The 26,898-nt window shown below is 64.6% G+C and carries 29 protein-coding genes, 1 tRNA gene and 1 riboswitch; of the genes, 13 read left to right on the plus strand and 17 right to left on the minus strand.

Annotated elements, in window-relative coordinates:
* Window positions 1-20: 20 nt before the first annotated feature.
* The 3 genes from QWL29_RS04290 to QWL29_RS04300 form a co-directional block, all read right to left on the minus strand.
* Window positions 21-932 carry an NAD kinase gene (locus QWL29_RS04290; RefSeq protein WP_305821651.1) on the minus strand — a complete coding sequence of 304 codons (912 nt, stop codon included), beginning with the start codon at window positions 930-932 and terminating at the stop codon, window positions 21-23.
* A 126-nt stretch (window positions 933-1,058) separates the two neighbouring features.
* The gene (locus QWL29_RS04295; protein WP_305821652.1) at window positions 1,059-1,586 is read right to left on the minus strand and encodes a hypothetical protein; all 528 of its coding nucleotides are present in this window, start codon (window positions 1,584-1,586) and stop codon (window positions 1,059-1,061) included.
* Window positions 1,519-2,022 carry a DUF3667 domain-containing protein gene (locus QWL29_RS04300; RefSeq protein WP_305821653.1) on the minus strand — a complete coding sequence of 168 codons (504 nt, stop codon included), beginning with the start codon at window positions 2,020-2,022 and terminating at the stop codon, window positions 1,519-1,521. The genes QWL29_RS04295 and QWL29_RS04300 overlap by 68 nt, the downstream gene beginning before the upstream one ends.
* A gap of 144 nt (window positions 2,023-2,166) precedes the next feature.
* Between QWL29_RS04300 and QWL29_RS04305 the strand changes: the two genes are divergently transcribed.
* From QWL29_RS04305 to QWL29_RS04325, 5 genes are all read left to right on the plus strand, one after another.
* Entirely contained in the window at window positions 2,167-2,478 is a 312-nt protein-coding gene (locus tag QWL29_RS04305; RefSeq protein ID WP_290421924.1) for a hypothetical protein, read from the plus strand.
* Between the two features lie 10 nt (window positions 2,479-2,488).
* Window positions 2,489-2,920, plus strand: a complete 432-nt coding sequence (locus tag QWL29_RS04310) for an OsmC family protein (protein ID WP_229439148.1) — start codon at window positions 2,489-2,491, stop codon at window positions 2,918-2,920.
* Window positions 2,921-3,309: 389 nt separating this feature from the next.
* Window positions 3,310-3,723: a lactoylglutathione lyase gene (gloA, locus tag QWL29_RS04315; protein ID WP_305821654.1), complete on the plus strand. Its 414-nt coding sequence runs from the start codon at window positions 3,310-3,312 to the stop codon at window positions 3,721-3,723.
* Window positions 3,724-3,791: 68 nt separating this feature from the next.
* Window positions 3,792-3,940, plus strand: a riboswitch (FMN riboswitch).
* 107 nt (window positions 3,941-4,047) lie between these two features.
* Entirely contained in the window at window positions 4,048-4,692 is a 645-nt protein-coding gene (ribB, locus tag QWL29_RS04320) for a 3,4-dihydroxy-2-butanone-4-phosphate synthase (RefSeq protein ID WP_305821655.1), read from the plus strand.
* A gap of 198 nt (window positions 4,693-4,890) precedes the next feature.
* Window positions 4,891-6,168 (plus strand): hypothetical protein, encoded by a 1,278-nt coding sequence (locus QWL29_RS04325; RefSeq protein WP_305821656.1) that lies wholly within the window; start codon window positions 4,891-4,893, stop codon window positions 6,166-6,168.
* Between the two features lie 83 nt (window positions 6,169-6,251).
* Here the strand turns inward: QWL29_RS04325 and QWL29_RS04330 are convergent, their stop codons facing one another.
* The 5 genes from QWL29_RS04330 to QWL29_RS04350 all read right to left on the minus strand — a co-directional run bounded on the left by QWL29_RS04330 (window position 6,252) and on the right by QWL29_RS04350 (window position 9,794).
* On the minus strand, window positions 6,252-7,607 hold the full coding sequence (locus tag QWL29_RS04330; RefSeq protein ID WP_305821657.1) for a TolC family outer membrane protein: 1,356 nt from the start codon (window positions 7,605-7,607) through the stop codon (window positions 6,252-6,254).
* Between the two features lie 40 nt (window positions 7,608-7,647).
* Window positions 7,648-7,983: a rhodanese-like domain-containing protein gene (locus QWL29_RS04335; RefSeq protein WP_305821658.1), complete on the minus strand. Its 336-nt coding sequence runs from the start codon at window positions 7,981-7,983 to the stop codon at window positions 7,648-7,650.
* A gap of 10 nt (window positions 7,984-7,993) precedes the next feature.
* Entirely contained in the window at window positions 7,994-8,647 is a 654-nt protein-coding gene (locus QWL29_RS04340) for a protein-L-isoaspartate O-methyltransferase family protein (RefSeq protein ID WP_305821659.1), read from the minus strand.
* Between the two features lie 161 nt (window positions 8,648-8,808).
* Window positions 8,809-9,462 carry a TetR/AcrR family transcriptional regulator gene (locus tag QWL29_RS04345; protein ID WP_305821660.1) on the minus strand — a complete coding sequence of 218 codons (654 nt, stop codon included), beginning with the start codon at window positions 9,460-9,462 and terminating at the stop codon, window positions 8,809-8,811.
* A 113-nt stretch (window positions 9,463-9,575) separates the two neighbouring features.
* Window positions 9,576-9,794: a hypothetical protein gene (locus QWL29_RS04350; protein WP_305821661.1), complete on the minus strand. Its 219-nt coding sequence runs from the start codon at window positions 9,792-9,794 to the stop codon at window positions 9,576-9,578.
* Window positions 9,795-9,944: 150 nt separating this feature from the next.
* Here QWL29_RS04350 and QWL29_RS04355 point away from each other — a divergent pair, with 150 nt between their 5' ends.
* Window positions 9,945-10,199 (plus strand): YkgJ family cysteine cluster protein, encoded by a 255-nt coding sequence (locus QWL29_RS04355; RefSeq protein ID WP_305821662.1) that lies wholly within the window; start codon window positions 9,945-9,947, stop codon window positions 10,197-10,199.
* 168 nt (window positions 10,200-10,367) lie between these two features.
* Here the strand turns inward: QWL29_RS04355 and QWL29_RS04360 are convergent, their stop codons facing one another.
* Entirely contained in the window at window positions 10,368-10,763 is a 396-nt protein-coding gene (locus QWL29_RS04360; protein WP_370663663.1) for a hypothetical protein, read from the minus strand.
* Window positions 10,764-11,045: 282 nt separating this feature from the next.
* Between QWL29_RS04360 and QWL29_RS04365 the strand changes: the two genes are divergently transcribed.
* The 3 genes from QWL29_RS04365 to QWL29_RS04375 are packed head-to-tail and all read left to right on the plus strand — an operon-like array spanning window position 11,046 to window position 15,059.
* A complete protein-coding gene (locus tag QWL29_RS04365; RefSeq protein ID WP_305821664.1) occupies window positions 11,046-11,879 on the plus strand; it encodes an undecaprenyl-diphosphate phosphatase in 834 nt (277 codons plus the stop codon).
* A gap of 17 nt (window positions 11,880-11,896) precedes the next feature.
* Window positions 11,897-13,732: a DNA helicase RecQ gene (recQ, locus tag QWL29_RS04370; RefSeq protein ID WP_305821665.1), complete on the plus strand. Its 1,836-nt coding sequence runs from the start codon at window positions 11,897-11,899 to the stop codon at window positions 13,730-13,732.
* 40 nt (window positions 13,733-13,772) lie between these two features.
* Window positions 13,773-15,059, plus strand: a complete 1,287-nt coding sequence (locus QWL29_RS04375; RefSeq protein ID WP_305821666.1) for a sugar MFS transporter — start codon at window positions 13,773-13,775, stop codon at window positions 15,057-15,059.
* A 208-nt stretch (window positions 15,060-15,267) separates the two neighbouring features.
* Here the strand turns inward: QWL29_RS04375 and trmB are convergent, their stop codons facing one another.
* A complete protein-coding gene (gene trmB / locus QWL29_RS04380; protein ID WP_305821768.1) occupies window positions 15,268-15,948 on the minus strand; it encodes a tRNA (guanosine(46)-N7)-methyltransferase TrmB in 681 nt (226 codons plus the stop codon).
* 219 nt (window positions 15,949-16,167) lie between these two features.
* On the opposite strand from trmB, the gene QWL29_RS04385 reads away from it, so the two are divergent.
* Window positions 16,168-17,286: a succinylglutamate desuccinylase/aspartoacylase family protein gene (locus tag QWL29_RS04385; RefSeq protein WP_305821667.1), complete on the plus strand. Its 1,119-nt coding sequence runs from the start codon at window positions 16,168-16,170 to the stop codon at window positions 17,284-17,286.
* On the opposite strand, the gene QWL29_RS04390 is transcribed toward QWL29_RS04385, so the two are convergent.
* Entirely contained in the window at window positions 17,276-17,980 is a 705-nt protein-coding gene (locus QWL29_RS04390) for a DUF6064 family protein (RefSeq protein WP_305821668.1), read from the minus strand. The two genes, QWL29_RS04385 and QWL29_RS04390, sit on opposite strands and share 11 nt — an antisense overlap.
* 10 nt (window positions 17,981-17,990) lie before the next feature.
* Complete coding sequence (locus QWL29_RS04395) at window positions 17,991-18,926, minus strand: aldo/keto reductase (RefSeq protein WP_305821669.1); 936 nt, start codon at window positions 18,924-18,926, stop codon at window positions 17,991-17,993.
* A 178-nt stretch (window positions 18,927-19,104) separates the two neighbouring features.
* Here QWL29_RS04395 and QWL29_RS04400 point away from each other — a divergent pair, with 178 nt between their 5' ends.
* On the plus strand, window positions 19,105-19,431 hold the full coding sequence (locus tag QWL29_RS04400; RefSeq protein WP_305821670.1) for a hypothetical protein: 327 nt from the start codon (window positions 19,105-19,107) through the stop codon (window positions 19,429-19,431).
* On the opposite strand, the gene QWL29_RS04405 is transcribed toward QWL29_RS04400, so the two are convergent.
* The 3 genes from QWL29_RS04405 to QWL29_RS04415 form a co-directional block, all read right to left on the minus strand.
* Window positions 19,432-19,505: transfer RNA gene (locus QWL29_RS04405), tRNA-Gly, on the minus strand.
* A 52-nt stretch (window positions 19,506-19,557) separates the two neighbouring features.
* Entirely contained in the window at window positions 19,558-20,640 is a 1,083-nt protein-coding gene (locus QWL29_RS04410; protein ID WP_305821671.1) for a sugar-transfer associated ATP-grasp domain-containing protein, read from the minus strand.
* A gap of 179 nt (window positions 20,641-20,819) precedes the next feature.
* Window positions 20,820-21,854, minus strand: coding sequence for a TraB/GumN family protein (locus QWL29_RS04415; RefSeq protein WP_305821672.1), 1,035 nt, complete (start codon window positions 21,852-21,854; stop codon window positions 20,820-20,822).
* Window positions 21,855-22,125: 271 nt separating this feature from the next.
* Here QWL29_RS04415 and QWL29_RS04420 point away from each other — a divergent pair, with 271 nt between their 5' ends.
* The gene (locus QWL29_RS04420) at window positions 22,126-22,692 is read left to right on the plus strand and encodes an LPP20 family lipoprotein (RefSeq protein WP_305821673.1); all 567 of its coding nucleotides are present in this window, start codon (window positions 22,126-22,128) and stop codon (window positions 22,690-22,692) included.
* Window positions 22,679-23,869, plus strand: coding sequence for a flagella assembly protein FlgT middle domain-containing protein (locus QWL29_RS04425; RefSeq protein ID WP_305821674.1), 1,191 nt, complete (start codon window positions 22,679-22,681; stop codon window positions 23,867-23,869). The genes QWL29_RS04420 and QWL29_RS04425 overlap by 14 nt, the downstream gene beginning before the upstream one ends.
* Before the next feature lie 209 nt (window positions 23,870-24,078).
* On the opposite strand, the gene QWL29_RS04430 is transcribed toward QWL29_RS04425, so the two are convergent.
* Window positions 24,079-25,566 carry a UdgX family uracil-DNA binding protein gene (locus QWL29_RS04430; protein WP_305821675.1) on the minus strand — a complete coding sequence of 496 codons (1,488 nt, stop codon included), beginning with the start codon at window positions 25,564-25,566 and terminating at the stop codon, window positions 24,079-24,081.
* Complete coding sequence (locus QWL29_RS04435) at window positions 25,563-26,795, minus strand: putative DNA modification/repair radical SAM protein (RefSeq protein WP_305821676.1); 1,233 nt, start codon at window positions 26,793-26,795, stop codon at window positions 25,563-25,565. Before QWL29_RS04435 ends, QWL29_RS04430 begins: the two co-directional genes overlap by 4 nt.
* Window positions 26,796-26,898 lie beyond the last annotated feature (103 nt).

Genomic DNA, 26,898 nt, shown 5'->3' on the forward strand with positions numbered 1-26,898 from the left:
CAGGTCTCCTGTCGGTTCTTTTACTTGAGTTTGCCGTCGTAGGACGGGTATTCGTGCCAGTGCAGCTTTTCGCGCAGGGTGTTGTAGTAGCTCCAGCCTTCCGGGTGCAGGAAGGTGATGGTGTTCGGCGAGCGCGAGATGATGATTTCGTCGCCGTGCTGCAGGCTGGCGAAAGTCTGCATGTCGAAGTTCACGGAGATGTCGCGGCCACTGACAATGGTGACCACGATCTCGCTGGTGTCGGGCACGGCGATCGGCCGGTTCGACAGCGCGTGCGGCGCAATCGGCACCAGCACGATGCCCTGCAGGCTGGGGTGCAGCAACGGCCCGCCGGCCGACAGCGCATAGGCCGTGGAACCGGTGGGCGTGGAGACGATCAGCCCGTCCGAACGCTGGTTGTACATGAACTGGCCGTCGACCGTCACGCGCAGCTCGGCCATGCCGGCGCCGCTGCCGCGCGCCACCACCACGTCGTTCACGGCCACGCCGCAGAACATCATCTGCCCGTCGCGCATCACGCGGCCCTCGAGCAGACTGCGCTTTTCGGCGGTGGTCTTGCCCTGCAAGATTTCGCCGAGCGCCGGCAGCATGCGCTCGACCGGGATGTCGGTAATGAAGCCGAGCCGGCCGAGGTTGATGCCGATGAGCGACACGTCGTACTTGGCCAGCTGGCGCGCGATGCCGAGCATGGTGCCGTCGCCTCCCATCACGATCACGAGATCGGCCTGCTCGCCGATGGCGTTCACGTCCATCGCTTCGATGCCGGGCATGTTCAGGTGCGCCGCGGTGTCGGACTCGAACACCACGCGGTAGCCGGCCTCCTGCAAAAAGGCCAGGACGCGCTCGACGGGTTCTTCGATGCCGGCCGTGTTTTGCCGCACCACGAGCGCGATGAGTTGTTGCGCTTGATTTGTTTCTTGCTCAGGGGGCATGGGTCTCTCGGCAGTAGAAGGCGAACACGCTGAGATTAACCGATAATCCCAGCGCCTGCCACTTGGCCGCGCATCGAATACTGTACAAAATCACAGTATAGATGGGCCGGCACGGTAACTGCAAGTTCAGCCCATCATTCCCATGGCGGCAGCGAAGATCGCCGCCAGCAAAATGCTCACCGTATGCGCCGTCATCAGGACCATCCAGCGCAGGGCGGTCAGGGTGCGGCTGCCGCCATACACCTTGCGCATGGCGGTCGGCAAATAGAACACCAGCCACAGCCCGAGCGCCTTGCCTACCAGCGGCACGAAGTCGGGTATCACCATGAGCAGGCTCAGGCACAGGAAGGCAAAGGCATTCGTGTGCAGTGCGAACAGCACGTGTTCGCCATAGCGGCGGCCGGAGCCCAGGTACAGCAACTTCAGGAAGCCGGCGAAGACCGGCATCAACAGGAAGATGGCGTAGGGGGCGTAGCTGAAGAAGGCACGCTTCATGGCGTCGCTGCGCACGTCTTTCGGCAAATCGCTGAAGTGCCCGACCTTCGCGCCCAGCGAGGGGCTCACTTTTGAGACGGCATCGCGCACTTCATGCGAGTCCTCGTCGAATTCGATCAGGGCCGGCTTGTCTTTTTCCCTGGCCTTGTCTTTGTCCACCGGCTTGGCGACGGGCGGTACGGCGGCCGGCGCGCTGTTGCCTGCCGGCGCCGGCTGCACAACGGACGCCTTCGGCTTTGGCGCGTCCGTGTCCTTTTCCTGGGTGCCGATATTGATGCCACTGAGCTTGAACAGGGCAAAGAAGATGATGCTGAAGCTCAGGTACAGGCGTAGCGGGCTCGACGTAGCGCACGCGGCGGCCCTCGATGTATTCGCGCGTCAATTGGCCCGGCTTGAACAGCAGCAGCTTGACCGACTGCCACAGCTTGCCCTCCAGCGCCACGTAATGGGCCACGAACTCGTGCAGGAATTCGCGCGCGCTGGGCACGTGCAGGATGGCGGCCTGGCCGCACTCCTGGCAGAAATTGCCGCTCAAAGCGGAACCGCAGTTGGGGCAATTGGCGGGGCCATGGTGCAGGTGCGCTTCGGATTTCATGGAACGGGAGAGAACGATGATAGCGAAGCGTTCATGTTATCCAGTTAATTGCAAAAAAGCATCATAAACCGTCGTTCAATTGCGCGACTGTCGCCGGCGCGACGCGTTAGGATAAATGCAAGAGTCAGCAACAGGAGAATATCCATGGTTACCGAAACCAAAGACCGCTTCGTCAACACCGATGCGAAGATCGAGAACGACGGCGTCAAGCGCCAGCCGCACGAGCGCGACGAATCGCCCGACGGCCAGGACACCGAGCCGCGCGGCATCATCAAGCAGGCTGCCGAAGACCTGGCCCAGGGCCTGGTCGATACCGACGCCCGCAACACCCCTGGCATCAGCGTTGCCGTCGAGCCCGACGCCGACGCCACCGGCCAGGCCAACCCGCAACCCGACCGCCACCGCTCGATGCGCGACCACGATTCCGTCGAGCCCGTGCCGGGCAAGAACCGATAAAGGAGACATCATGACCATCAAACGCAACGGCAGCGCCGTCTGGAGCGGCGGCCTGAAGGACGGCAAGGGCGCCGTGTCCACCGGCAGCGGCGTGCTGAAGGATTCGCAGTACGGCTTCAACACCCGCTTCGAGGACGGCCCCGGCACCAACCCGGAAGAACTGATCGGCGCGGCGCATGCCGGCTGCTTCACGATGGCGCTGTCGGGCCAGCTCGGCCAGGCCGGGCTGACTGCCGAGGAACTGCGCACCACGGCCACGGTGTCGATGGAAAAGGTCGAGGGCGGGTTCAAGATCACGGCCGTGCACCTGGACCTGGTCGCCAAGATTCCCGGCGCCAGCCAGGAGGCGTTCGACAAGGCAGCCACCACCGCCAAGGAAAACTGCCCGGTGTCGAAGCTGCTCAATGCCGAGATCACGCTGGCGTCGCGCCTGGAGAACTGATTCGGCGGGGTAAACGGCACATGCCAAGGTGGCCCTCCTTGCACCTGAGGCGCTGACCGTACGGTGGGCACCCCGTGCCCACGCGGTTACGCACGTCGCCATGCACCTGCGGCCGTAAAAGATCGCTCGTACCGTCTCCGAAGGCCACGGCATGACGTCCGTGGCCTCCGCATATCGTGCGAGCGAATAATCACGGCCACAAGTGCAAGCAAGCGTGCGTACCGCGTGGGCACGGAGTGCCCACCCTACAGTTGACGCCAACGATGGAACGACGGTGCTAGGGCAGCACATATGGGCAGCGAGTCTTTTCCCGCCAAGCCCGCCTCCGGCAAGGATCGCCCCGAACGCATAGAATTGCTGCTTTCCGTTTTCTCAGAAGGACAACACCCATGCGCATCCTGCACACCATGCTCCGCGTCGGCGACCTGCAACGCTCGATCGATTTCTACACCACCGTGCTCGGCATGAAGCTGCTGCGTACCAGCGACAATCCCGAGTACCAGTACAAGCTGGCCTTCCTCGGCTACGGCAGTAACCCCGACCACGCGGAACTCGAGCTGACCTATAACTACGGCACCGACAGCTACGACATGGGCACCGCCTACGGCCACATCGCCATCTCGGCCGAGGACATCTACGCCACCTGCGACGCCGTGCGCAACGCCGGCGGCAACATCACCCGCGAACCGGGCCCGGTCAAGGGCGGTTCGACCGTGATTGCGTTCGTCACCGACCCGGACGGCTACAAGATCGAGTTCATTCAGCGCAAGGACAACGAAGGCGGTTCGGGCCTGAGCAACTAAATCGGCCCTCGCCAGCAGCCCCAAAAAGTTGCTGGTAGAATTGCCGCGCCTGCTTCTGCAGGCAACCAATACGTCTTCGGGGCGGGGTGGAAATCCCCACCGGCGGTAAGGCCAGCCATGGCCAAGCCCGCGAGCGCCTGTCACTCCCGTGACAGGGTCAGCAGATCTGGTGCGATGCCAGGGCCGACGGTCATAGTCCGGATGAAAGAAGATGTGCGCTGCAATGCGCCTTGCCTTTGCTCGTCCGTGCGGCGCGCGGGCAAGGCGTGTCAATTCGCTTGCCCTGATGCGTTTTTCGCCAACTTTACGCGAGGAGCGTTTCACATGTTAGTCAATACCTATTCCCTTCACAGCACCGACCTGGAAGGCCGCATCGCCGCGGCGCTGGCTGCCACCCGTGCCGGCATCCCTGTCATCCTGCTCGACGATTTCGACCGCGAAAACGAGGCCGACCTGATCGTTGCCGCCGAAAAGCTGAGCGTCGAAACCATGGCCCTGATGATCCGCGAATGCAGCGGCATCGTCTGCCTGTGCCTGTCGGCCGAGCGCGTACGCGAGCTGGAACTGCCGCCGATGGCCATCGAAAACGGCAGCCGCTACGGCACGCCGTTCACGGTGTCGATCGAGGCGCGGCATGGCGTGACCACCGGCGTCTCGGCGGCCGACCGCGTCACCACCATCCGCGCCGCGATTGCCGCCGATGCGAAGCCGGATGACCTGGTGCGCCCTGGCCACGTGTTCCCGCTGCGCGCGACGCCGGGCGGCGTGCTGTCCCGCGCCGGCCATACCGAGGGTTCGGTCGATTTGTCCATCATGGCCGGCCTGCAGCCAGCGGCCGTGCTGTGCGAGCTGATGAACCCGGACGGCACCATGATGCGCGGCGAAGCCATCGAGCGCTTCGCCGAGGAACGCGGCTTCCCGATCCTGACGATTGCCGAGATGATCGAATGGCGCAAAAGGCAGGCCTAAACCCGGCATAAGCCGGACGCAAGTCATGCATGAGGAACGGCGCTGCGGCGCCGTTTTTCTTTGCGGAAGCTTTTACGAGTCATCATTGCATCGCGTCAACGACCACTTTGACCGAGGACAAGCCAACTCTTCAATACCCGAACGAAGCAGCCGAGCCCGACCTAGACTGAAGTATCAACTCGTCAATGGAGGCGCGTCATGTCCGGTTCCCGTTCGTCCAAACTTTTTCATCCATCCCGCGCAACGATGCCGGGCGCGGCGCTGGCGCTGTCGGCCCTGCTCTGCGCTTCCTTGACTGCATGCGGTGGCGGTGGTGGCGGCCACAGCCATGCTCCACATCCAGCGCCGCCCGTCCAGCCAGCGCCACCCCCGCCGCCGGTCAACCTGGGTCCGCTCTACGACTTTACCCCCATCGGCCTGCCCGGCATCACCTACGGTGTGGTCGACCGGCAAGGCATCGCCAACGGCGGCCTGGTGACAGGCAGCTCGTGGGATGCATCGGGCATCGTCCGGGCTTTCCTGTACAACGGCAAGACCAACATCGACCTCGGCACCTTCGGCGGGGCAAACGCGCGTGCCTTCGCCGTCAACCGCTGCGGCCAGGTGGCCGGCTGGGGCCAGACGCCGTCCGGCATTCCCCACGCCTTCTTCTACGACGGCAGCTTGCACGACATCGGCACGCTGGGCGGCGAGTCCTGGGGCGTGTCGATCAGCACCTGCGGCAAGGTGGCCGGCTGGTCCACGGTGCCCGGCTCGCCGCGGCACGCCTTCTATTACGACGGCAAGTCGATGCGCGATCTCGGCACCCTGGGCGGGCAGATCTCGGAGGCGCTCGACGCGAATGCGGCCGGCCAGGTGGTCGGCACCTCCACCATCACGGGCGAAAACGTGCTCCACGCCTTCCTGTACGACGCCCGCACGGGCGCGCCGCTGCTGGACCTGAATCCACCCGGCTTCAGCTCCCAGGCAATCGACATCAACGAGGCCGGCCAGATCGCCATCAGTGCGCGCGACCCCGTGGTCGATGGCCTGCTGCGCGCCTTCCGCTACAGCGGCGGCGTACTCCAGGACCTTGGCATGCTGCCCGACACCAACGGTTCGGTACCCCATGCGATCAACGACGCCGGCCATGTCGTCGGCTACGTCTACAGCGATGCTGGCCAGGTCGCGTTCGTGCATGACGGCACGAGCATGCGCAGCCTGGGCACGCTGAACGGCGGCCGCTTCTCCGATGCGAATGCCATCAACGCCTCCGGCCTGATCGTCGGCCAGGCGGTCGACGGCAACACCGGTCCCGAGCACGCCGTTGCCTGGGGACCGGGCTACGGCCTGGTCGACCTGAATACGCGGGTGAAGGAATTACCGGCGGGGCTGGTGCTGCTGGAGGCGGAAGCAGTGGCCGACGATGGCGCGATTGCCGTGCGTACCAACACCGGGTTGGGCCTGCTGCGGCCGAGAAAGGACGATGGCAAATAAGCGTTCAAGGAACGACAACGGCGCCACAGGGGCGCCGTTTTTTATTTGCATCCAGGACTCAGGATGCAACTATGTATGCATGCTTATTTTTGCAGCAGATTGTTCACCGGCACCAGGTCCGCCTCGCGCAGCGCACCGGCCGCCGCCTTCAGGCGCAGGCCGTTCAGGATGGTGTTGTAGCGCGCGCGGGCCAGGTCGGTGCGGGTCGAGTACAGCTGGCGCTGGGCGTTCAGCACGTCGATGTTGATCCGCACGCCCACCTGGTAGCCCAGCTTGTTCGATTCCAGCGCCGACTGGCTCGACACTTCGGCCGCTTCCAGCGCCTTGACTTGCGCCATGCCGCTGTTCACGCCCAGGAAAGCCTGGCGCGCCTGCAGGGCCGCGTTGCGGCGCGTGGTTTCGAGGTCGTTGCGGGCCTTGTCTTCCAGCGCGATCGATTCGCGCACGCGGCTGGTGACGGCGTAGCCGCTGAAGATCGGCACCGACCACTGCACGCCGATCGAGTTGTTGCGTCCGTCGCCCGAGCTATTGGTGCGGCCGCTGACGTTGCTGCGGCCGGTATTCGCCACCAGGTCCAGCGTCGGCAGATGGCCGGCGCGGTTGCGCGAGATGTCGCGCTTGGCCGATTCCAGCGCCAGTTCCGAGGCGGTCACGCCATAGTTCTGGGTTTCGGCCGAGCTGACCCAGGGGTCGACCACGGCCGGCTGCGGCGAAGTCAGCGAGACACCGGCCTGCAGCGTCGCCAGCGCGTCCGGCGCCTGGCCGATGATCATCTGCAGCATGGTGCGGCGGTTTTCCAGCTCGTTGACGGCAGCAAACTCCTGCGCCACCACCAGGTCGTACGCGGCCTGCGCTTCGTGGGTGTCGGTGATGGTCTGGGTGCCGACCTCGAAGTTGCGCTTGGCCGAGGCCAGCTGTTCGGTCACGGCGCTTTTCTGGGCCCGGGTCGATTCCAGCGTGTCTTGCGCCGCCAGCACGTCGAAGTAGGCCTGCGCCACGCGCGTGATCAGGTCTTGCTGGGCCTGGGCAAACTGGGCTTCGGCAATCGCCTGGGCAAGTTTGCTTTGCTCGTAGGTCTGCCAGCGGTCCCAGCGGAACAGCGGCTGGGTCAGCGACAGGCCATATTGATTGGTGCGCAGGTCGGAACCGCTGCCGGCAATCACGGTCGGCACACCGCCGATGACCACCGTCTGGCCCTGGTTGAAGGGCGAAAAATCGTTGTCGTTCTTAACGTAGGACCCCGATGCCGCGACCGTCGGCAGCAACCCCGCACGCCCCTGTGTCACCCGTTCGCGGCCGGCGGCGAGCGAAGCGCGCGCGCTGGCGTAGGCGGCATCGTTGGCCAGGGCCTGCTGGTAAACCTGGATCAGGTCGATCGCGTTCGCATCGAACGACACGAACGCGCTGGCCAGCAGCATGGCGATGAGGGGTTTCTGCATTGCGGTCTCCGTCGGAGTCATCAAAAGTTAGGAAAGCAGGTCAATACTTCGGCATGGCCGGATCGACCTGTACAGCCCAGGCGTGTATTCCGCCCGTCAAATTCGTTACGTTATCGAAGCCGTTACGCTCCAAAAAGGCGGCCACCTGCATGCTGCGCGCGCCGTGGTGGCAGATGCAGACGATTTCCTGGTCGTCTGGCAGCTCGCCGGCACGGATCGGGACCAGGTGCATCGGGATCTGGGTCGAGCCTGCGATGTGGCAGGTGGCGAATTCCCAGTTCTCGCGCACGTCCAGCAGCAGCGGACGCTCGCCTTCGGGAGCGGCCGCGCTTGCAGCCAGCTTCGCAGCCAGCTCGGGAGCGGTGATGTGCTGCATCGTGCCGTCCTTAGAAAGTGAAGCGCGAGGCGACCGGCGCGCCGGCCAGCGGCTTGGCGTTGGTCTCGAACAGCTTGACCGTGTCGTAGCCGGTTTCCGACACGCGGGTCACGATCTCGCAGGTCATGGCAGGCGCCTGGCCGACGATGGCGGCGATGCGCCCGCCGACCTTCAGCTGCTGGAGGAAGGCTGCCGGCAGGCTTTCCAGGCCGCCCGAGATGACGATCACGTCGAACGGCGCGCCCTTGTCCCAGCCGGCGGCGGCATTGCCTTCGACCACCGTCACGTTATCGACGCCGGCCTTTTTCAGGTTCTGCTCGGCCAGCGCCTTGATTTCCGGCGACAGCTCGACGGTGGTGACCTGGCGTGCCTGGTGCGCCATCAGCGCGGCCATGTAGCCGGAACCGGCGCCGACTTCCAGCACGGTTTCGTTCTTTTGCAGCTTCAGTTCCTGCAGGATGCGCGCTTCGACTTTTGGATTGAACATCGCCACGCCGCCCGGCAGCGGGATCTCGACGTCGGCGAAGGCCAGGTTCTGGTACGCCTCGGGCACGAACTGTTCGCGCTTGACCACGTGCAGCAGGTCGAGGACGTCCTGGTCCAGCACGTTCCAGGGACGGATCTGCTGTTCGATCATGTTGAAGCGGGCTTGTTCGATATTCATCTTGATACTCAGTGGTAAAAGAAATAATCCGATATTTTATCGTTGAACTGCCTCAGGACGCACATCTTATCGGGATGGCATCGCGAGATCGCGAAATTGCGACAGTCTGCAGTTTAAGTGGAATGAACGCCCGGAAAAGGCGTCCTGAAGAGACTGGACATTCACCCCGCGGTGGGGCTGGCCGGAGGCAGCAGGCCGTGCAGCGCCATGTCGAGGAAGGAATCGAGGAAGGCCAGCGGTTCGAGGTCGCCGCGCTCGCAGGGGCCGACCGAATGCTTCCAGGTGACCAGCATCAGCATGGGCGCCATCAGCACTTGCGTCATTTGGGTGACATTGATTGCGCGGAATTCATCGCGGGCGATGCCGCGTTCGAGCATGCTGGAAATCATGCGCGTGCCGCGGTTGATGACCTCATCCTGGTAGAACTTGGCCAGCTCGGGAAAGTTGTTCGCTTCGGCCATGACCAGCTTGACGATGCCGGAGACCTTGCTCGCGCCGACCCGGTCCCACCAGTTCATCAGCACCGTGCGCAGCAGTTCGGCGCTATGGCCTTCGAATTCGGCGACCGAGGATTCGGCCTGGCCGATCACCGGCACGATGCTGTTGCGCACCACGGCCTTGAACAGTTCTTCCTTGTTCTCGAAATACAGGTACAGGGTGCCCTTCGACACGCCGGCGCGGCGGGCGACATCCTCCAGCCGGGTGGCGGCAAAGCCGCGCTCGACGAACAGGTCGATGGCCGCCGCCAATAACTCCTGCGGACGCGCATCCTTGCGGCGCTCCCAGCGCGGCTTGGTGTCAAAGGGGCATTCCATGCTTCTGTCCGACAACTTTCAAAGAGTCATCGAATATAGTCCCGGGTGGGAGGCCAGTCAAGCGCGCATGCGCCTGCCGTGGCAATCCATCCGGCCCGTGTTTACCTGCCGTTCTACTTGCCTGCCTTGCCGCTGCCGCAACCATAGATACGCCCCTCCGCGCCGGCCCGGTAGAGCGCGCCTTCGCGCGTTCGCGCCGGCAGGCCGGTCTGCTGGCGCGGCACCTGGAAGGCCGCCATCACGTCGGCTACCACATGGATGGCCTCGATGCCGCTGGAGGCGCCGGTGATGACCATCACTTGCTGGGCGAGGGGTTTCAGCGAACTGGCCAATCGGCTGCGCTCCTGAGGTGTGGTGCGCCAACCATAGCAGGAATGTCTACAACGCAGCGCCCGCCAAGCATTGCTGTCCAGGGGCTGCGCCGGCGCGTTATACTTGCCGGCTGCCGGGCGCATGCCGGGCGCCTACTCCCCCTGGAACACATGAATTGCCGCGACCATTGCGGTGCCTGCTGCACCGCGCCTTCGATCACCAGTCCGATACCCGGCATGCCGCACGGCAAGCCGGCCGGCGTGCGCTGCGTGCAGCTGGCCGACGACAACCGTTGCCGCATTTTCGGGCAGCCGGGGCGGCCGGCCGTGTGCGCCGGCTTGCAGCCCTCATTGGAGATGTGCGGCAGCAGCCGCGAGCAGGCGATGCATTGGCTGGACGAACTCGAGCGGGCGACGGCGCCCTGAACCTGGGGTTTATTGCTTGCTGTCGTCGGCGTCGGCCTCAGATTCGCCCGGCATCAGCGGGCGCGCCTTTTTCTTCTTCTTGACCGTGGTGGAAATTTCTTGCCCGGGCTTGGTGGCCGGCGCGGTATAAATATTCTGCGAACAAGTCGGCGTGGGCGCGCCCCGCTGTCAGCGCGATGCCGGACGCGTTTGCTGGATATGCGAGAACAAGGCGCCCAGCGTCAGGCGTTCGTCCCAGATGTCTTCGAGCACGACGCCGAAGCGGGTGCGCAGGTCGCGCGCGAAGGTCTCGAACTCGGCGGCATCGGCGGCCCATTTCGACGGGTGCAGGGTGCGGCAGATCCCGACTAGTTGATCGTCGGGACGGAACTTCAGCATGTCGACATCGCGGAAATCGAAGGCCGAGGTGAAGACGGACAGGAATTCGCGGATTTGCTTGTTCGACGCCCGCGGAAAGGCGCGGCGCCATGAACGGCCCTGGCTGGTGCGGGTAAGCAGGGGGTTGGGCAGTTGACCGAATGTCAGTGCCGACCATGCAACGGCCAGCAGGACGAGGATCGCCAATATGCTCATTGGAAAACGGCAGCGTTACTCATGCGGACCAGTCTAGCACGATCAAACCGGCGTGGCGCGCATCCATCACGGAATTGTGCGCGTCTGTACCAGGCTTGCAGAGAGGGCAATTTCCGGTAACAAACAGGCAATCTTCGCGTCGTAAAATATCCCCGGCCGTTGTGGCCAACTCAGCGTCAGAGGCCCTGTCCGTGGTAAGCTTCGACGCCTTGTGGGTCGCCTCCGCTTCATCCGCGCCTTTACTTTCCTCCCACTCATCACACGCACACCTTCATGGATATTCTTCTCGCCGTCAAAGCGATCATCATGGGCCTGGTCGAGGGCTTCACCGAGTTCCTGCCGATTTCCTCGACCGGCCACCTGATCCTCGCAGGCAGCCTGCTCGATTTCACGGGCGAGAAAGTGAAGGTCTTCGAAATCGCGATCCAGGCCGGCGCCATGCTGGCCGTGATCTGGGAATACCGCGCGCGCATCGCCCGCGTCTGCAGCGGCCTGTTCTCCGAGCGGCGCCAGCAGAAGTTCGTGATCAACCTGATCGTCGCCTTCCTGCCTGCCGCCTGCCTCGGCCTGATCTTCAGCCGCGCCATCAAGGACGAGCTGTTCAAGCCGGTGCCGGTGGCGATGGCCTTCATCGTCGGCGCCTTTGTCATCCTCTGGGTCGAGCGCCGCCATAAGCACCTGCCGAAAGCCGCGCGCATCGAGACCGTCGACGACATGACCGTGCTCGACGCCTTCAAGGTCGGCTGTGCCCAGGCCTTTGCCCTGATCCCGGGCACCAGCCGCTCGGGCGCCACCATCATCGGCGGCATGCTGTTCGGCCTGTCGCGCAAGGCGGCCACCGAGTTCTCGTTCTTCCTGGCGATCCCGACCCTGCTGTCGGCCACCGTGTATTCGGTGTACAAGGAACGCGCACTGCTGTCGATGAGCGACCTGCCGATGTTCGGCATCGGCGGCCTGGCCGCCTTCGTCTCGGCCTTCCTGTGCGTGCGCTGGCTGCTGCGCTACATCAGCACGCACGACTTCACGATCTTCGCCTGGTACCGTATCGTGTTCGGCGTGATCGTCCTCGTCACCGCGCATTACGGCCTGGTGAACTGGGCGGAATAGAGCCAGGAATTTTTATCATGCATACCGAGATCGACGCCCAGGACACCGAAGCGCGCGCCCTGCACGTCTTGCAGACCGTGTTCGGCTACCCCGCGTTCCGCGGGAACCAGGGCGACATCGTCCAGCACGTGGCGAATGGCGGCGACGCCCTGGTGCTGATGCCCACCGGCGGCGGCAAGTCGCTGTGCTACCAGATTCCGGCCCTGCTGCGCGACGGCGTGGGCGTGGTCGTCTCGCCGCTGATCGCGCTGATGCAGGACCAGGTCGACGCACTGGAAGAAGTCGGCGTGCGCGCCGCCTTCCTGAACTCGACCCAGACCTTCGAGGAAACCCTGCGCATCGAGCGCCTGGTGCGCACCGGCGAGATCGACCTGGTGTATGTGGCGCCCGAGCGCCTGATGACCCAGCGCTGCCTCGATCTGTTCGCCGATTCGCGCATCTCGCTGTTCGCCATCGACGAAGCGCACTGCGTGTCGCAATGGGGCCACGACTTCCGCCCCGAATATATTCGCCTGTCGATCCTGCACGAGCGCTTTCCGGAAGTGCCGCGCATCGCCCTTACGGCAACGGCCGACCAGCAGACCCGCGCCGAGATCGCGCACCGCCTGCAACTGGACGAAGCGCGCCAGTTCGTGTCCTCGTTCGACCGCCCGAACATCCGCTACGCCATCGTCGAAAAGACCACCGGCCGCAAGCAGCTGATCGACTTCATCAGCGCCGAGCATCCGGGCGACTCGGGCATCGTGTACTGCCTGTCGCGCAAGAAGGTCGAGGAGACCGCCGCCTTCCTGAACGAGAACGGCATCCGCGCCCTCGCCTACCACGCCGGCATGGACCACAGCCTGCGCGCGTCGAACCAGGCGCGCTTCCTGCGCGAAGAGAACATCGTGATGGTGGCGACGATCGCCTTCGGCATGGGCATCGACAAGCCGGACGTGCGTTTCGTCTGCCACCTGGACCTGCCGAAGAGCATCGAGGGCTATTACCAGGAGACGGGACGTGCCGGCCGCGACGGCGCACCGGCCAGCGCCTGGATGGCCTATGGCTTGCAGGACGTGGTGCTGCAGCGGCGCATGATCGACGAGTCCGAAGCCGACGAAACCTTCAAGCGCGTGCTGTCGGTGAAGCTCGACGCCATGCTCGGGCTGTGCGAGACCCTGTCGTGCCGGCGCATGCGCCTGCTCGACTATTTCGGCGAACAATCCGGCCCCTGCGGCAACTGCGATACCTGCCTGATTCCGCCGGTGAGTTTTGATGCCACGGTACCGGTGCAGAAGCTGCTGTCGGCGATCTACCGCGTCGACCAGCGCTTTGCTGCCGGCCACGTGATCGACGTGCTGCGCGGCGTGCAGACCGACCGCATCAGCCAGTGGCACCACGACGCGCTGTCGGTGTACGGCATCGGCAGCGACCGCAGCGAGCAGGAATGGCGCGCCATCGTGCGCCAGACCATCGCGCTCGGCCTGCTGACGGTCGACCACGACGCCTACAGTTCGCTGAAGCTCACCGACGCCGCGCGCCCGGTGCTCAAGGGCGGGCAGAAGGTGCAGCTGCGCCAGTACCAGAAGCCGGTCAAGCCGAAGCGCAGCTTCGCTTCCTCGAAGGGTTACGAGGAGCTGGAACTGTCGAAGTCCGAGCAGGCGATTTTCGAGCGCCTGCGTTCCTGGCGCATGGGCGCGGCGCGCGAGCACGGCGTGCCGGCGTATGTGGTGTTCCAGGACGCCACCCTGCGCGAGATCGCCAAGGTCAAGCCGACCTCCCTGCAGGAACTGCGCGGCGTGTCCGGCGTGGGCGAGAAGAAGCTGGTGTCCTACGGCGACGACATCGTCGGTATCATCAACGAGATGCCGTAGCAGCTGCCGCGGCACGATTCAACCGGAGCGTATCCCAACAATGCACATCGAATCCTCTACCGCCTCTTCCCCTGCCCATGCGGTACCGGCGAATGCCGCCAGCCTGCAGACTTTCGTCTTCGCGCTGTTCTTCATCTTCGGCGGCATCACCAGCCTGAACGACGTCATCATCCCCAAGCTGAAGGATTTGTTCACGCTCAGCTACGCGCAGGCGATGCTGGTGCAATCGGCCTTCTTCGCCGCCTACTTCGTCGTCTCAATCCCGGCCGCCGCCATCGTGCAGCGCATCGGCTACATGCGCACTGCCGTGGTGGGCTTGCTGACCATGACGGCGGGCTGCCTGCTGTTCATTCCGGCCTCGTCCTCTGGCATGTTCGCCACCTTCCTGGTTGCGCTGTTCGTGCTCGCTTCGGGCATCACCATCGTGCAGGTGGTGGCCAATCCATTGATCTCGCTGCTGGGCGCGCCGCAGACGGCGCACAGCCGCCTGACCTTTGCCCAGGCCTTCAATTCGCTCGGCACCACGGTGTTCCCGTATGTGGGCGCGATCCTGATCCTCGGGTCGCTGGCCACCATCGATGCCTCGACCCTGAGCGGGGCTGCGCTGGACGCCTACCGCGCCGAGGAAACGCGCGTGGTGGTGCAGACCTATATCGGCCTGGCGGTGGCGCTGGTAATCGTGGCGGCCCTGGTCTGGCACAACCGCACCAAGCTGGTGGAGACGCCGGCGCCGAAGGTCAGCATGATGAAGGCCTTCGAGCTGCTGCGCCAGCCGCGCTTTGCCTTCGGCGCCGCCTGCATCTTCCTGTACGTGGGCGCCGAAGTGGCGGTTGGCTCGGTGATCGTGAACTACCTGATGGAAGCCAACGTGCTGGGGCTGGGTGCGGAAGCGGCCGGCAAGCACGTGCCGCTGTACTGGGGCGGCGCGATGGTCGGCCGCTTCATCGGCGCGGCCCTGCTGCGCATGTTCTCGCCGGGGAAAGTGCTGGCCTGCGCGGCCGGCACGACGATTCTGCTGCTGCTGGTGTCGGCGAACAGCACCGGCGCGGTGTCGGGCTGGTCGCTGCTGGCGGTGGGGCTGTTCAATTCGATCATGTTCCCGACCATCTTCTCGCTCGCCTGCGAAGGGCTGGGCGAGCGCGCGGCGGAAGGCTCGGGCCTGATCTGCGTGGCGATCGTCGGCGGCGCCATCGTGCCCCTGATTACCGGGCACGCGGCCGACCTGGTGGGATTGAAGATGGCGCTGGCCGTGCCGGCCATCTGCTACGCCATCATCCTGTGCTTCGGGATTTTTGCGCGCCGCCCCCGCGCTGTGACGATGACCTAACGCTAGGTGTATGGATGATCACTGCGGCGAACGCCGGCGTCGATACAGCTTGCTAGCGTAGGGTGGGCGCCCCGTGCCCACGCGTGACGTGTGCATCGTGTTGACGTTAATGAGCGTCGCGTGTGCCCATCGTTCACGCGTGGGCACAGGAGCGCCCACCCTACGTCGGTACGGCCGACAATGCCAACAATGCCGGCAGCTTGTCTGATTACTTCTTGGTGAACACCAGATCCCACACACCATGGCCGAGTTTCAGGCCACGGTTCTCGAACTTGGTCAGCGGCCGGTAGGCCGGCTGCGGTGCATAGCCCTCGGCGGTATTGGCCAGCATGTCTTCGGCGCCCAGCACTTCCAGCATCTGCACCGCGTAGTCTTCCCAGTCGGTCGCCAGGTGGAGGTAGCCGCCGGTTTCCAGCTTCTGGCACAGCAGCTTGACGAACGGCGACTGGATCAGGCGGCGCTTGTTGTGGCGCGCCTTGTGCCAGGGGTCGGGGAAGAACACGTGCACGCCGGCCAGCGAACCGTCCGGGATCATGTGGTTCAGCACCTCGAACACGTCGTGCTGGATCAGGCGCAGGTTGGAAATCGACTGCTCGCCGATCTGCTTGAGCAAACTGCCCACGCCCGGCGTGTGCACTTCCACGCCGATGAAATCCTTCTCCGGCATCAGGCGCGCGATGTGGGCCGTGGTGTCGCCCATGCCGAAGCCGATTTCCAGGATGACCGGCGCCTTGCGGCCGAAAGCGCCCTCGTAGTCGAGCTGTTCCTTCTTGTACTCGACCAGGAATTGCGGCCCGAATTCCTCAAAGGCGCGCGCCTGGCCCGTCGACAGCCTGCCGGCGCGCGTGACGAAACTGCGGATGCGGTGTTCGGTAGGGTCGTACAGCATCGTACGGGCGGGGCCGTTGCTTGGCTTTTCTTCGGACATGGGAATCTGGGATAGGAGGACAGAACAAGGAGGACAGAACGGCGACATTATAGCCTACCCTCCCGGCATCATTACTGTTGCAACCCTGCCGCAGAGCTGTTGCTGCGCCACATTACGATGTGATCATAAAGGCAATTTGCGCGATAATATTTCCTCCTTCCAGCAGCCGCCGAGGCCATGATGCATTCGACCAAACACCCGATCGCGATCGAAGACAACGTCGCCACTTTCCAGCTTACCTCCTTCCACTACGGCCAGCCCGGCATCGGCAAGAAGGTGTATATCCAGGCCTCGCTGCACGCCGACGAAGTGCCGGCCATGCTCGTCGCCCACTTCCTGCGCCAGGAACTCGACCGCCTGGAAGCGGAGGGCCGCATCCAGGGCGAAATCGTCCTGGTGCCCGCGGCGAATCCGATCGGCCTGTCGCAGACCATCCACGGTACACCCTTCGGCCGCTACGATCTGTCGACCGGCGTCAACTTCAACCGCGCCTACAAGCACGTGGCGCAAGACCTGAAGGTCTCCCTGGAAGGCAAGCTGGGCCAGGATGCCGAGGCGAATGTCGCCCTGATCCGCGAGCACGCGCGCAGCTCGCTGGCGGAATGGACGCCGTCCACCGCCGGCGGCGTACTGAAAAAAGCCCTGCTGTCGATGGCGATCGATGCCGACATCATGCTCGACCTGCACTGCGACAACGAATCGGTGCTGCACATGTACGCCGGCGAGCCGCTGGCCGAGGCTGCCCAGCCGCTGGCGGCGCTGATGGGCGCCCACGCCATTTTGCTGGCGCGCGAATCGGGCGGCGAGCCTTTCGATGAAGCCTGCAGCCGCCTGTGGTGGGACCTGGCCGAGCACTTCGGGCCGGACGTGGCGATTCCGCCGGCCTGCGTGGCGATCACCGTCGAGCTGCGCGGCGAAAACGACGTGCGCTACGACCTGGCCCAGCCGGATGCGCAAGCGCTGCTGCAATACCTGACGCACGCCGGCGTGCTCGACATCCCGGTGAAACCGCTGCCGCAGGCGATCTGCCAGCCGACCCCGCTCGACGCCGTGGAACCCTTGGCCGCGCCGCACTCGGGCGTGCTGGTGTTCCTGAAAAAGCTGGGCGACCGGGTGCAAGCCGATGAAACCGTGGCCGAGATCGTCAACCCGGTGACGGGCAAGGTGACGCCCGTCAAACCAACGCGTGCCGGCGTGTTCTTTGCCAGCACCTCGCATCGCCACCTGCTGCGTGGCATGCACGTTTGCAAGATCGCAGGTGAAACGGGTTACCGCACGGGCAGCCTGCTCAGCCAGTAGACGAGGTGTGCTGGTGCTGGCGCGGCAGCGGCCGCATGCGCAGACGCGCAACCAGCATCGCCGCCAGCGCCAGCAAACCGGCGGCCGGCAAGGCCCAGGCCTGCGGCGAACGCAGTTCCATCAGCGTGGCGCCGCTGACCGCGCACCACAGCAGCGGCACGATCCACAGGAACCAGGGTGCGCGCCACAGCAGCAACATGCCGAGGGTGGCAATCACGGTCGGGTCGGGCGCGATGCCGAAGACTTCGGCCTGCTGCCAGCCGCGCTTGTCGAACACGGCAAACAGCGGGTAGACCACCAGCCCCGCCAGCACCAGCGCAAAGGCCAGGCCGCCCAGCGGGCCGCGCCAGGAAGCGATGGCCGGCGCGCGGCGGTGCGTACCCAGCCAGCACAGCAGCACGGTCTGCAAGGCAAAACCCATCGCGAAGTACGGCGCCGCCAGGTTGATGCCGGCATAGCGCTGCGCGTGGTAAGTCCAGGCCACCCAGATCCAGCAGATGGCCAGCAGCGCCGCCGCCAGGCGCCCCGCCTTGCCCGCACCGCGCACGATGGCCCCCACCAGCGCCAGCCCGGCCAGCAGCGCGATCAGGTGCGCCGGCCATACCGCCTCGTTCAGCAGGGCGAACAGGCGGAAATAAGTCGGCTTCGAGAACATCAGCAGGTCCGACAGGGTGTAGGTCCACCACTCGCTCATGTCAGCTTCCTCACGTCAGTTTCTTGACGTCGGCAACGATGCGCCGGCGCAGGTTCTGGTCCGGCATTGGCCCGCGTGCGGCCAGCATGTTGTCAAGCGCATGGCGCGGGTTCGAAGTGGCGGGGATGGCACAGGTAACGTCCGGATGCGAAACGATGAACTTCAGCAGCACCTGCGCCCAGGTCGTGCAGCCGATCTCGGCCGCCCAGGCGGGCAGCGGCTTGCCGGCCAGGCTCTGCGTCAGCTCGCCCTGGCGGAACGGCCGGTTGACGATCACGGCGATGCGCCGCTCGCGCGCCAGCGGCAGGATGCGGTTCTCGACTTCACGGTCGAGCACGTTGTAGCTGATCTGCACGAAGTCGAGCGGCTGGCTTTCCATCAGCTTGACGATCTCGCCGTGGCGCCGCCCCTCGGACGTGGTAATGCCGGCGTAGCGCAGGCGCCCCGTTGCCTTCATGCGCAGCAGCAGCGGCAGGTGGGCATCGACGGCCAGCAGGTTATGCACCTGCAGCAGATCGAAGCGCGGGATGCGCCACAGCTTGCGCGAGGTCTCGATCTGGGCCGCACCGTCGCTGCCGGTCCAGACCTTGTCGGCGGAGAACAGCGCCTGTGGATGCTGCAGGCGTGCCAGCGCGTCGCCGATCACCGACTGGGCCGAGCCGTACATGGGCGACGAATCGATCAGGCGTCCGCCGCCGGCGAAAAAGGCTTTCACCACCTCGGTGCAGGCAGCGCGCGCCTGGGCGTCGTTGCCGACATTGAAGGTGATCCAGCTGCCGAGGCCGACGACCGGGAGCTGTTCGCCGGACGAGGGAATCGGGCGCGTGAGGATGGGTGCCTGCTGCTGCGCCAGCAAGGTTGGAGCGAACGCGCAGCCGCCGGCCGCAAGCATCGCTTGCAACGAGGCTGTGAGGATGCGCCTGCGTTCGATGGACGGCAATGACATGGCTCGCTCCGGCAAGGATCGGTATGGACCAGCAGAGCCGCCATGTCATCACAGTTCCCCGGCGCGCTCAAGGGGCGCACGCTTGGGTCAGCCGGGCGGCCTCATGCCGGCGACTCCACTAGAATATAAAAACACCATCATCGGCGTGCCCGCGCGCCCTTACCGACCAAGGCTTCGCATGGAAACCCTCTCTCTCCCACAGTCGTTGATGCTCAGGATACGTTTTAAAGGCAAGTCGCTCGCCATCCAGCCGCGCGTGGCGGCCTGCCCGGATTTGCCCGGTACTGGCATCCTGGCGCCGCGCCAACGGCAGCTGCTGACGATTGCCGGCAGCCATCCGCACATCAGGTTCGTCGGAACGGAAGGTCGTGCGCACGATTCCAGCATGGCGCTGGCGCGCTCACGGTGTGAATTACAAGGATTGTCGAGCGGCGTATTTTTCGGTCCGGCCCACAGCGGTTTTCACCGCAGCACGGATTGGCTGCGCCAGAAGGCAGGAAGGTAATGGAGCGGGTGAAGGGAATCGAACCCTCGTATGAAGCTTGGGAAGCTGCCGTTCTACCATTGAACTACACCCGCGTTGCCAGCATTCTACGCGCGTTTGCAGCGCGTTGACAACTTTGCAGTCTGCTCAGAACGTCATGTTCTCGGCAATCACCTGGCGATAGCCCTTTTTGTAGGCCACCTGCAGGATGTCGATGTCGTAGCGCCAGTTCGCTTCCACGATCACCGGGCCGTCATCGGTGATCGCCACATCCCAGCCGACCGTGTACAAACTGTCGATCGAGTGATGGGCGCGAGTCACCAGTTCGACCACGTCCTGCCAGTGCGGCAGCTTCAGGCCGACGATGGTCTTGCCGGTGCGCGGGTGGGCCAGCACGTCGGTCATCTTCGGCCAGGTGCGCGAGATCGAGCAGCGCACGCCGATCAGTTCGCCGTTTTCGGAATCGATGGCGCCGACCAGGTTGCCGCTCGAGCCATGGGTAAAATTATCGGTCTCGCTGTCGCCGACGATGATGCGCAGGCAGGAACCGATCACCTTGATCTCGCTCCCCTTGCGCACCGTGACGATGCGCACCGTCGACAGACCCTTGGCCTGGGTGATGTTGCGGATCATCTGGTGATTCACCATCTTCGGCTGCACGATCAGCGCGCGCGTGAACTGCAGCGCGGCCTGGCAGTGCCTGAAGAAATCCTCGAACGAGCCGCTGCGGCCGGACCAGTGCAGGGTGCTGCCCTCGACGCGCAGCGAAAAGGTACCGTTCCCGTGCGAACCATTGCTCGGCTTGAAGAAATAGTCGCCCGGCACCAGCACGCGCGCCAGTTCCTCGGCCGAGTGCAGGTGCGGGATGATGCCGCCATTCGACGGTTGGCCCGTCACCAGGGCCAGGATCGGGATGGTGCGAATGCCGTGGGCATGGCAATGCTCGAAGAAGCGCGACTTGTCGTCCGCGATCAGGCGCGCTTCCTTCGAGGTAATCGCCGCATATTTCGCCTTGAGCGGCTCGTTGATCAGGTAATCGGACCAGGCGTGCTTCGGCGTGCTGGCCAGGCGGTACAGCGAAAAGTCCTTGGCGCCGATGCCGTAGGCCGAGCGCGCGTACAGCGGCCCCCAGATCAGGTGCACGTCCGACAGCTTGCGGATCGAGGACAACGCGTACATTTCGGCGCGCGCGTAATTCGAGATCGTCTCGGCGACGCGGGATAACTTCATGCTCTGGCCTTTTGTTTACACTGATTATTCTGTGGGTGCGCTGGCTTCGTTTGTCACAGAACCATGTCGCAGCGACAGCAATCATATCGCAATAGCAATAATTTCAGTGCACGGCAGACGTGCGCGAAACTGGCAGGCCACAATGGGCCAGCCGCCCTCGCCTTCTTTGCACGAAGCGTTCAGTTCGGCTTCTCGACCGTATAGCCTTTTGCCTTGAGTTTCGCCAGCGCGCCTTGCGGCGACAGGACTTCGCGCATGCTCAGCACGGCAAAGGTGCTGGTATTGTTGTCCAATGCTTTCTCGGCTGCGGCCATCCAGTTGTCGATGGCACGCTGTTTTATCGTCAGGATTTCCGGCTGCAGTTTCGTGATTGCGCTGCTGAGGAAAGCATTGCTGCAGGCGGTCTGGCGTTCGTCGAAATCCAGTTTTTCGATGGCGTCGAGTTCGCCGACAGCCCAGGCATTCGCGCGCACGCGGATAGCGGCAATATCGGTGTCCAGGCTGTTCATGGTGGCAGCCAGGCAAGGCACGTCTTGCATGACGGTCTTCTTGAACTCCCGCACGGCCTTGACCGGCTCCGCGATCTTCACGTGAACCGCGGTCGCGGTGTACTTGACGTTGTGCTTCTTGGCCAGCTTGCCGAGTACCTCGCGCGGATCCGTTCCCTTCGCCAGGCCAGCCTCGATCATGGCACGGCGATACAGTTCCTGGGCCACGAACACCGGGCGCTCGTCTTCGATGTCGTCGTCGTTGGCAAAGTATTTCTGTTTCAGGGGCGCCCAGCGCGCGTATAACTCGGGTGGCAGCACATCCTTGAGCGTGACGCCGTCGGGATTCTTCTTGAAGCCGATCAGGAAGGGCAAGGCGGTCACGCCGCCCCAGCCGACGCCGATATTGGTGTCGGGCGTGCCCAGGTATTCCTGAGACTGGGCGATCTTGCGTTCGGCATCCCGGGAACGCCATTCGATGGTCCTGGGCAGCGCATCGTAGGCGCCGAATACCCACATCACGTGCTCGCCCTTCGATACCTTCCACAAGCCAGGGCCCGGCCGCTGGCCGGAGACCATGACAGTTTGCGGCAGCGGTTCGCCATCCGCGGAAGCCGGCGCCACCTCGGCCACAGGCGCTGGAGGTTCGCTTGCCGGTGCAGTCTGGGCCAGCGCCGGCAGCGTCAGGAAACACAGGGTCAGAGCGGGTAAAACGCGTGTGAACATCGTGACATCCCTCTTGTTGAGTTGGCTGAAAGTATTGTCATACGGCCAAGCGATATAAGCAAGAAACAAGATGTTACAAGAGGCATATGCATAATTGATATCTCTTTTAATGCCGGTTTGACCAGGATCAGTATCAAACCCATCAGGAAACACGCATTTTTGCGACATTTCGGTACAAATATTTCCTGTGGCCATCAAGATACGGCGGGCGCATCCGTTATCCATGGAGATACCGCGCTCGACTGCGCATCGAATACTCTACGGAACCGTCATGAAACTCGTCGTTGCTCTCGCCCTTGCCGCTACCACGCTGCTGACCGCATGCGGCACCGTGCGCATGCCCACCATGTCCGCCAAGCCGGCGCCCGTCCAGCGTGCCCAGCCTGTCATCGTCACTTTGACCGCCACCGGCTACGGCGCCGTCAACACCGCCCTCTGCCAGGGCGAATGCGACCGTATCTCGCCGGCCCAGCGCAAGCTGCTGGCCATGCGCGCGGCGCGCCTGGATGCCTACCGCGCCATGGCCGAGCAGGTGTACGGCGTGCGCGTCGAAGGCGGCAGCACGGTTGGCTCGCTGGCCCTGAAGGATGACAGTTTCAAGGTGTATATTGACGCTTTCATCCGTGGCGCGCGCGTGACCAACAACGCCCAGCGCGACGACGGCACCTACGAGACCACCGTGGAGATGGATTTCGACACCAATGCACCGCAGATGCAGGTCCCAACCGAAGCGCAAGCTTCCGCCCAGCCCGCCGTGGCCAAGAACGCCCGCACCCTGGTGGGCAACGCCGGTCCCGGCGCTGCCTACGGCGCGTCGTTCTACCATGCCCAGCAATAAGACAAGCCGCATGTTCGGCGGCGCCTTGCTGGCGCTGCTGCTGGCATTCAACGCGCCCGCCCAGGCGGCGCCGGCCGAAGCCGAAGGCGTGGCCCTGATCGACGAAGGCGGTGCCGCGCGTGCGCGCCAGCTGGCGATCCGCGACGCGCTCGATCAGCTCGGTTTGCGCAGCGCGGCCCGCGTCGACGTGGCCGCCGGCAGCGGCACCAAGCCGGCGGGCAAGGCCCTGGAAAGCAGCCGCGTCCAGCCGGGCGCCGAATTCGACAACTACAAGATCGTGCGCGAATGGCAGACCGGCCAGCTGCTGCACGTGCGCGTGGCCGTCAAGGAAGAAGAAGCGCGGCCACGCGGCAACGTCAACCTGGCCTACCGCAAGAAGATCGTCGTCACGCCCTTCCACGTGCGCAGCTCGCCCCAGCTCGACGACATCGACAACATCGCCACCCGCCTGCCCCAGGAACTGCTGCGCCGCATGGGCGAGACCGGCAAGTTCCTCGGCAAGGACAGCCCCTACGTGATTGCGCCCGGCACGATCGGGCCAGCCGCGGACACCGCCGCGGTGCGCCGCATCGCCGGCCTGTACGAAAGCCAGTTCGTGATCTCGGGCGAGATCATCGACGCCAGCAATTTCGGCAAACCCGCCTATTACGGCCTGCTCAAGAAGGATGCGCGCCGCATCGAGATCGCCTTGTATGTGCACGACGGCCTGAGCGGCGCCCTGGTGGCGCGCCGCACCGTGGTGGCCGAGGGCGTGGGCGAACGCCGCATCGGGCGCGACAAGCCTTTTGGGAGCGCCAGCTTTGCCGCCACGCCGTTCGGCGGCGCGATCCTGCGTGCGCTCGACGAGGGCATTGCCCAGATCACCCGCGATATCGCCCCGCTGCCCTTCATGGCCAAGGTGGTGCAGGTGCAGGGCGAGCGGATATTTATCGATGCCGGCAGTACCTCGTCGGTGACGCCGGGAGACCAGCTGGTGCTGTACCGCGCGGATGCGCGCCAGCAGGTGTACGGCAACGATCCGCTGGTGCCGCTGGGGACGGTGGAAGCGCCGCTGGGCACGGTGGCGATCGTGCAGGTGCAGCCGGGGTTCGCGATCGGGCGGATCGAGCCGGCGTCGGCGGCGAAGCAGGTCAGTGCGGGGGATCTGGTGCGCTTCGATGTGGCGGTAAGCCCTTGACGTTGTAGGGTGGGCACTTGTGCCCACGCGGTGCTACTGCTGATGGTCGAAACGATGTTCAATCGATATCGGTTGATCCGTGGCCGCGTGCGAGATCACCCTCCGCCACCTGCCACTGCCGTACCGCGTGGGCTCGAGAGCCCACCCTACGCCTTCCTCGATGTCCGTGATTGGAATAACGAACACAGGACGCGAGCATTGCGCACACATCAGGCTGGCGGTTCTTCCGGCGGCCGCTCCAGAAGCTCCTGCGCCAGCTTCAAGCCATCGACCATCACCTTGAACGCCTGCTGTTTCGCGTTTTCATCCGGCACGCGCAGGATGTACGAGGGGTGGTAGACGGTGACCACCCACCGGCCCTCGTGGCGGATCGGCTTGCCCAGCGTGTCCTTCAGCGTCACGCTGCCGGTGCCCAGCACCGACTTCAGCGCGGTGCTGCCCAGCGCCACGATCACTTTCGGCTTCACCGCCGCCAATTCCTTGTCCAGCCAGTAATGGCAAGCCTCGACCTCGCGCTGGGCCGGGGTCTTGTGCAGGCGGCGCTTGCCGCGCGGCTCCCACTTGAAGTGTTTTACTGCGTTGGTGAGATACAGCCCGCGCCGCTCGACGCCGGCCGCTTCGAATACCTTGTCGAGCAGCTTGCCGGCCGGGCCTACGAAGGCATGGCCGGCAAGGTCTTCCTGGTCGCCCGGCTGCTCGCCGACCAGCATGATCGGCGAATGCGTCGGCCCTTCGCCGGGCACGGCCTGGGTGGCGTACTGCCACAGCTCGCAGCGCCGGCATTCATCCAGCTTCGACGGCTGCTGGCGTTCCGGCTGGGCGTCGGCCGGGGCAATCGGGATGGTGGCGCCGCTCTTGCGGCCGACGGCCTGGGCCTGGCCGGTGCGGCGCGCGCCGAGGGCGGCGTCGGTAATCATGTTCGGCACAATCGCTCCTTCAGGCAGGTTCTTCCAGAAACGCGAAGGGATATGACTTTGCATGACCTGGGTATTCAGGCGTGCCGGGTTGAAGATGCTGCGGTAGTAGGTGAGCCAGAGCGCTTCGCCGGCGTCGTCGAGATCGGCCGCGCTGTTCATCAGGGGGCCGGTATTGTGCAGGGTGGCGCCGTCCCACAGCACGCTGGCGTCGGGCGTGGCGATCATCCAGCTGACCTTGCCCATGCGGCTGACGAAATGCTCGGCCACCTGGGGCAGCACGTCGTGGTGCGGCTCGAACCAGGCGACGAAGCGCGGCGGCCCTGCCGCTTCGGGACGTTCGCGGAAACGGATGTAGGCGTGCATGTCGTGCTCTTCGCGGTGCACCGCCTTGACCATCGAGTGCAGGCGCCCGCCGTCGGCATCGGCGGCGGACTGCACGTCGTGCTCGCCTTGCGTCCAGCGCCAGATCACGCGGTAGAGAAAAGCCCAGCGGTCCGGCATGCGGCAGCAGGCCGCCGTTTGCAGCATGTCCATCAGCGAGCGCGGCACATGCGGCGCGGGCCGCGTTGCATCCAGGCTGATGGATGGATGCTGAGTAGGCTCGGCCGGCGCCGGCGCGCTTGAAAACAGATCGCCGGCGCCGGGCTGGCTCCAGGTGACCAGCTCCGGCGGGACCGCGTGGACCAGCAAGTCGCGCGCCGCTTCGCGCCATTCGGCGAAGCTGGCGACCAGCAGCGGCTGGCCGGCCGCAACTGCCGACGCCGCGGCCGCCGCGCTCATGCGGCCTGCAATTCCGGCCACAGGTTCATCTGCTCGGGCGCATCGGCCAGGTGGCGCCGCAGCAGGTGGGTGCTCGATTGCCCCTGGGCCGGCTTGTAGTCGGCCGTGACGACGAAGGGTGCGATCTTCTTCATGCTGCAGCGCAGGCGCGACAAATCTTCCCAGCGCACGCGGCGCAGCCGGCGCAGTTCGACGATGCGCTTGGCGTTGCGAATGCCGATGCCGGGCACGCGCGCGATCATTTCAGCGTCGGCGCGGTTCAGGTCCATCGGGAAGTGCTCGCGGTTGGCCAGCGCCCAGGCCAGTTTCGGGTCGATGTCGAGCGCCAGGTTGCCCGACTGCGGAATGATTTCGCCAGCCGTGAAGCCATAGCCGCGCAGGAGAAAATCGGCCTGGTACAGGCGGTGCTCGCGCATCAGCGGCGGCGGCGCCAGCGGCACGCTCTTCGGGCTCTGCGGGATCGGGCTGAAGGCCGAGTAGTACACGCGCTTGAGTTTATAGCTGCCGTACAGGGTCTCGGCCGTGTTCAGGATCGTGTGGTCGTCGCTGGCGTCGGCGCCGACGATCATCTGCGTGCTCTGCCCGGCCGGCGCGAATGCCGGCGCCTTCGGTTCCTCGGCCTTTTCGTCGAGCTTGCGGCGGATCGAGCCCATCGCCAGCTTGATGATGTGCACGTTTTTTTCCGGCGCCAGGCGCGTGACGCTGTCGTGCGTGGGCAGCTCGATGTTCACGGACAGGCGGTCGGCATAGCGGCCGGCCTTGGCGATCAGGGCCGGGTCGGCGTCGGGGATGGTCTTCAGGTGGATGTAGCCGCGGAACTTGTGCACTTCACGCAGCTGGCGCGCCACCTCGACCAGCTGCTCCATCGTGTAGTCGCTGGACTGGATGATGCCCGAACTGAGGAACAAACCGTCGATGTAGTTGCGCAGGTAAAAATCGTGGGTGAGCTTGACCACTTCCTCGACCGAGAAGCGGGCGCGCGGCACGTTCGAACTGCGCCGGTTGACGCAGTACTGGCAGTCGTAGACGCAGAAGTTGGTGAGCAGGATTTTGAGCAGCGAGACGCAGCGGCCGTCAGGCGTGTAGCTGTGGCAAATGCCCATGCCGGTGGTGGCGCCGATGCCGTCGCCGTTGCTGTCGGACACACGCTTGGGAGCGCCGCTGCTGGCGCAGGAGGCGTCGTATTTGGCGGCGTCGGCCAGGATTTCGAGCTTATCGGTAAGTTCCATCGCGAAAGGTGGAGCTGTATGGATGTACAGCATATACCAGTCGCGTTGCGCGTGGCGCGCGGGTGAGGTGTGGGTACAACAGGAAGATGGAGAAGGTGCGGGG

The organism is Massilia brevitalea, from assembly GCF_030711405.1.
In the GTDB taxonomy this organism is placed as follows: Bacteria; Pseudomonadota; Gammaproteobacteria; order Burkholderiales; family Burkholderiaceae_D; genus Telluria; species Telluria brevitalea.

Excerpts from the sequence above, each read along its gene's own strand:
- QWL29_RS04420 (WP_305821673.1), top strand. The coding sequence starts at position 22,126 with ATGAAACTCGTCGTTGCTCTCGCCCTTGCCGCTACCACGCTGCTGACC.
- QWL29_RS04410 (WP_305821671.1), bottom strand. The coding sequence starts at position 20,640 with ATGAAGTTATCCCGCGTCGCCGAGACGATCTCGAATTACGCGCGCGCC.
- QWL29_RS04400 (WP_305821670.1), top strand. The coding sequence starts at position 19,105 with ATGGAAACCCTCTCTCTCCCACAGTCGTTGATGCTCAGGATACGTTTT.
- QWL29_RS04310 (WP_229439148.1), top strand. The coding sequence starts at position 2,489 with ATGACCATCAAACGCAACGGCAGCGCCGTCTGGAGCGGCGGCCTGAAG.
- QWL29_RS04425 (WP_305821674.1), top strand. The coding sequence starts at position 22,679 with ATGCCCAGCAATAAGACAAGCCGCATGTTCGGCGGCGCCTTGCTGGCG.
- QWL29_RS04365 (WP_305821664.1), top strand. The coding sequence starts at position 11,046 with ATGGATATTCTTCTCGCCGTCAAAGCGATCATCATGGGCCTGGTCGAG.
- recQ (WP_305821665.1), top strand. The coding sequence starts at position 11,897 with ATGCATACCGAGATCGACGCCCAGGACACCGAAGCGCGCGCCCTGCAC.
- QWL29_RS04375 (WP_305821666.1), top strand. The coding sequence starts at position 13,773 with ATGCACATCGAATCCTCTACCGCCTCTTCCCCTGCCCATGCGGTACCG.
- QWL29_RS04305 (WP_290421924.1), top strand. The coding sequence starts at position 2,167 with ATGGTTACCGAAACCAAAGACCGCTTCGTCAACACCGATGCGAAGATC.
- QWL29_RS04330 (WP_305821657.1), bottom strand. The coding sequence starts at position 7,607 with ATGCAGAAACCCCTCATCGCCATGCTGCTGGCCAGCGCGTTCGTGTCG.
- QWL29_RS04340 (WP_305821659.1), bottom strand. The coding sequence starts at position 8,647 with ATGAATATCGAACAAGCCCGCTTCAACATGATCGAACAGCAGATCCGT.
- QWL29_RS04430 (WP_305821675.1), bottom strand. The coding sequence starts at position 25,566 with ATGAGCGCGGCGGCCGCGGCGTCGGCAGTTGCGGCCGGCCAGCCGCTG.
- QWL29_RS04385 (WP_305821667.1), top strand. The coding sequence starts at position 16,168 with ATGCATTCGACCAAACACCCGATCGCGATCGAAGACAACGTCGCCACT.
- ribB (WP_305821655.1), top strand. The coding sequence starts at position 4,048 with ATGTTAGTCAATACCTATTCCCTTCACAGCACCGACCTGGAAGGCCGC.
- QWL29_RS04290 (WP_305821651.1), bottom strand. The coding sequence starts at position 932 with ATGCCCCCTGAGCAAGAAACAAATCAAGCGCAACAACTCATCGCGCTC.
- trmB (WP_305821768.1), bottom strand. The coding sequence starts at position 15,948 with ATGCTGTACGACCCTACCGAACACCGCATCCGCAGTTTCGTCACGCGC.
- QWL29_RS04390 (WP_305821668.1), bottom strand. The coding sequence starts at position 17,980 with ATGAGCGAGTGGTGGACCTACACCCTGTCGGACCTGCTGATGTTCTCG.
- QWL29_RS04435 (WP_305821676.1), bottom strand. The coding sequence starts at position 26,795 with ATGGAACTTACCGATAAGCTCGAAATCCTGGCCGACGCCGCCAAATAC.
- QWL29_RS04335 (WP_305821658.1), bottom strand. The coding sequence starts at position 7,983 with ATGCAGCACATCACCGCTCCCGAGCTGGCTGCGAAGCTGGCTGCAAGC.
- QWL29_RS04345 (WP_305821660.1), bottom strand. The coding sequence starts at position 9,462 with ATGGAATGCCCCTTTGACACCAAGCCGCGCTGGGAGCGCCGCAAGGAT.
- QWL29_RS04355 (WP_305821662.1), top strand. The coding sequence starts at position 9,945 with ATGAATTGCCGCGACCATTGCGGTGCCTGCTGCACCGCGCCTTCGATC.
- QWL29_RS04300 (WP_305821653.1), bottom strand. The coding sequence starts at position 2,022 with ATGAAATCCGAAGCGCACCTGCACCATGGCCCCGCCAATTGCCCCAAC.
- gloA (WP_305821654.1), top strand. The coding sequence starts at position 3,310 with ATGCGCATCCTGCACACCATGCTCCGCGTCGGCGACCTGCAACGCTCG.
- QWL29_RS04415 (WP_305821672.1), bottom strand. The coding sequence starts at position 21,854 with ATGTTCACACGCGTTTTACCCGCTCTGACCCTGTGTTTCCTGACGCTG.
- QWL29_RS04325 (WP_305821656.1), top strand. The coding sequence starts at position 4,891 with ATGTCCGGTTCCCGTTCGTCCAAACTTTTTCATCCATCCCGCGCAACG.
- QWL29_RS04395 (WP_305821669.1), bottom strand. The coding sequence starts at position 18,926 with ATGTCATTGCCGTCCATCGAACGCAGGCGCATCCTCACAGCCTCGTTG.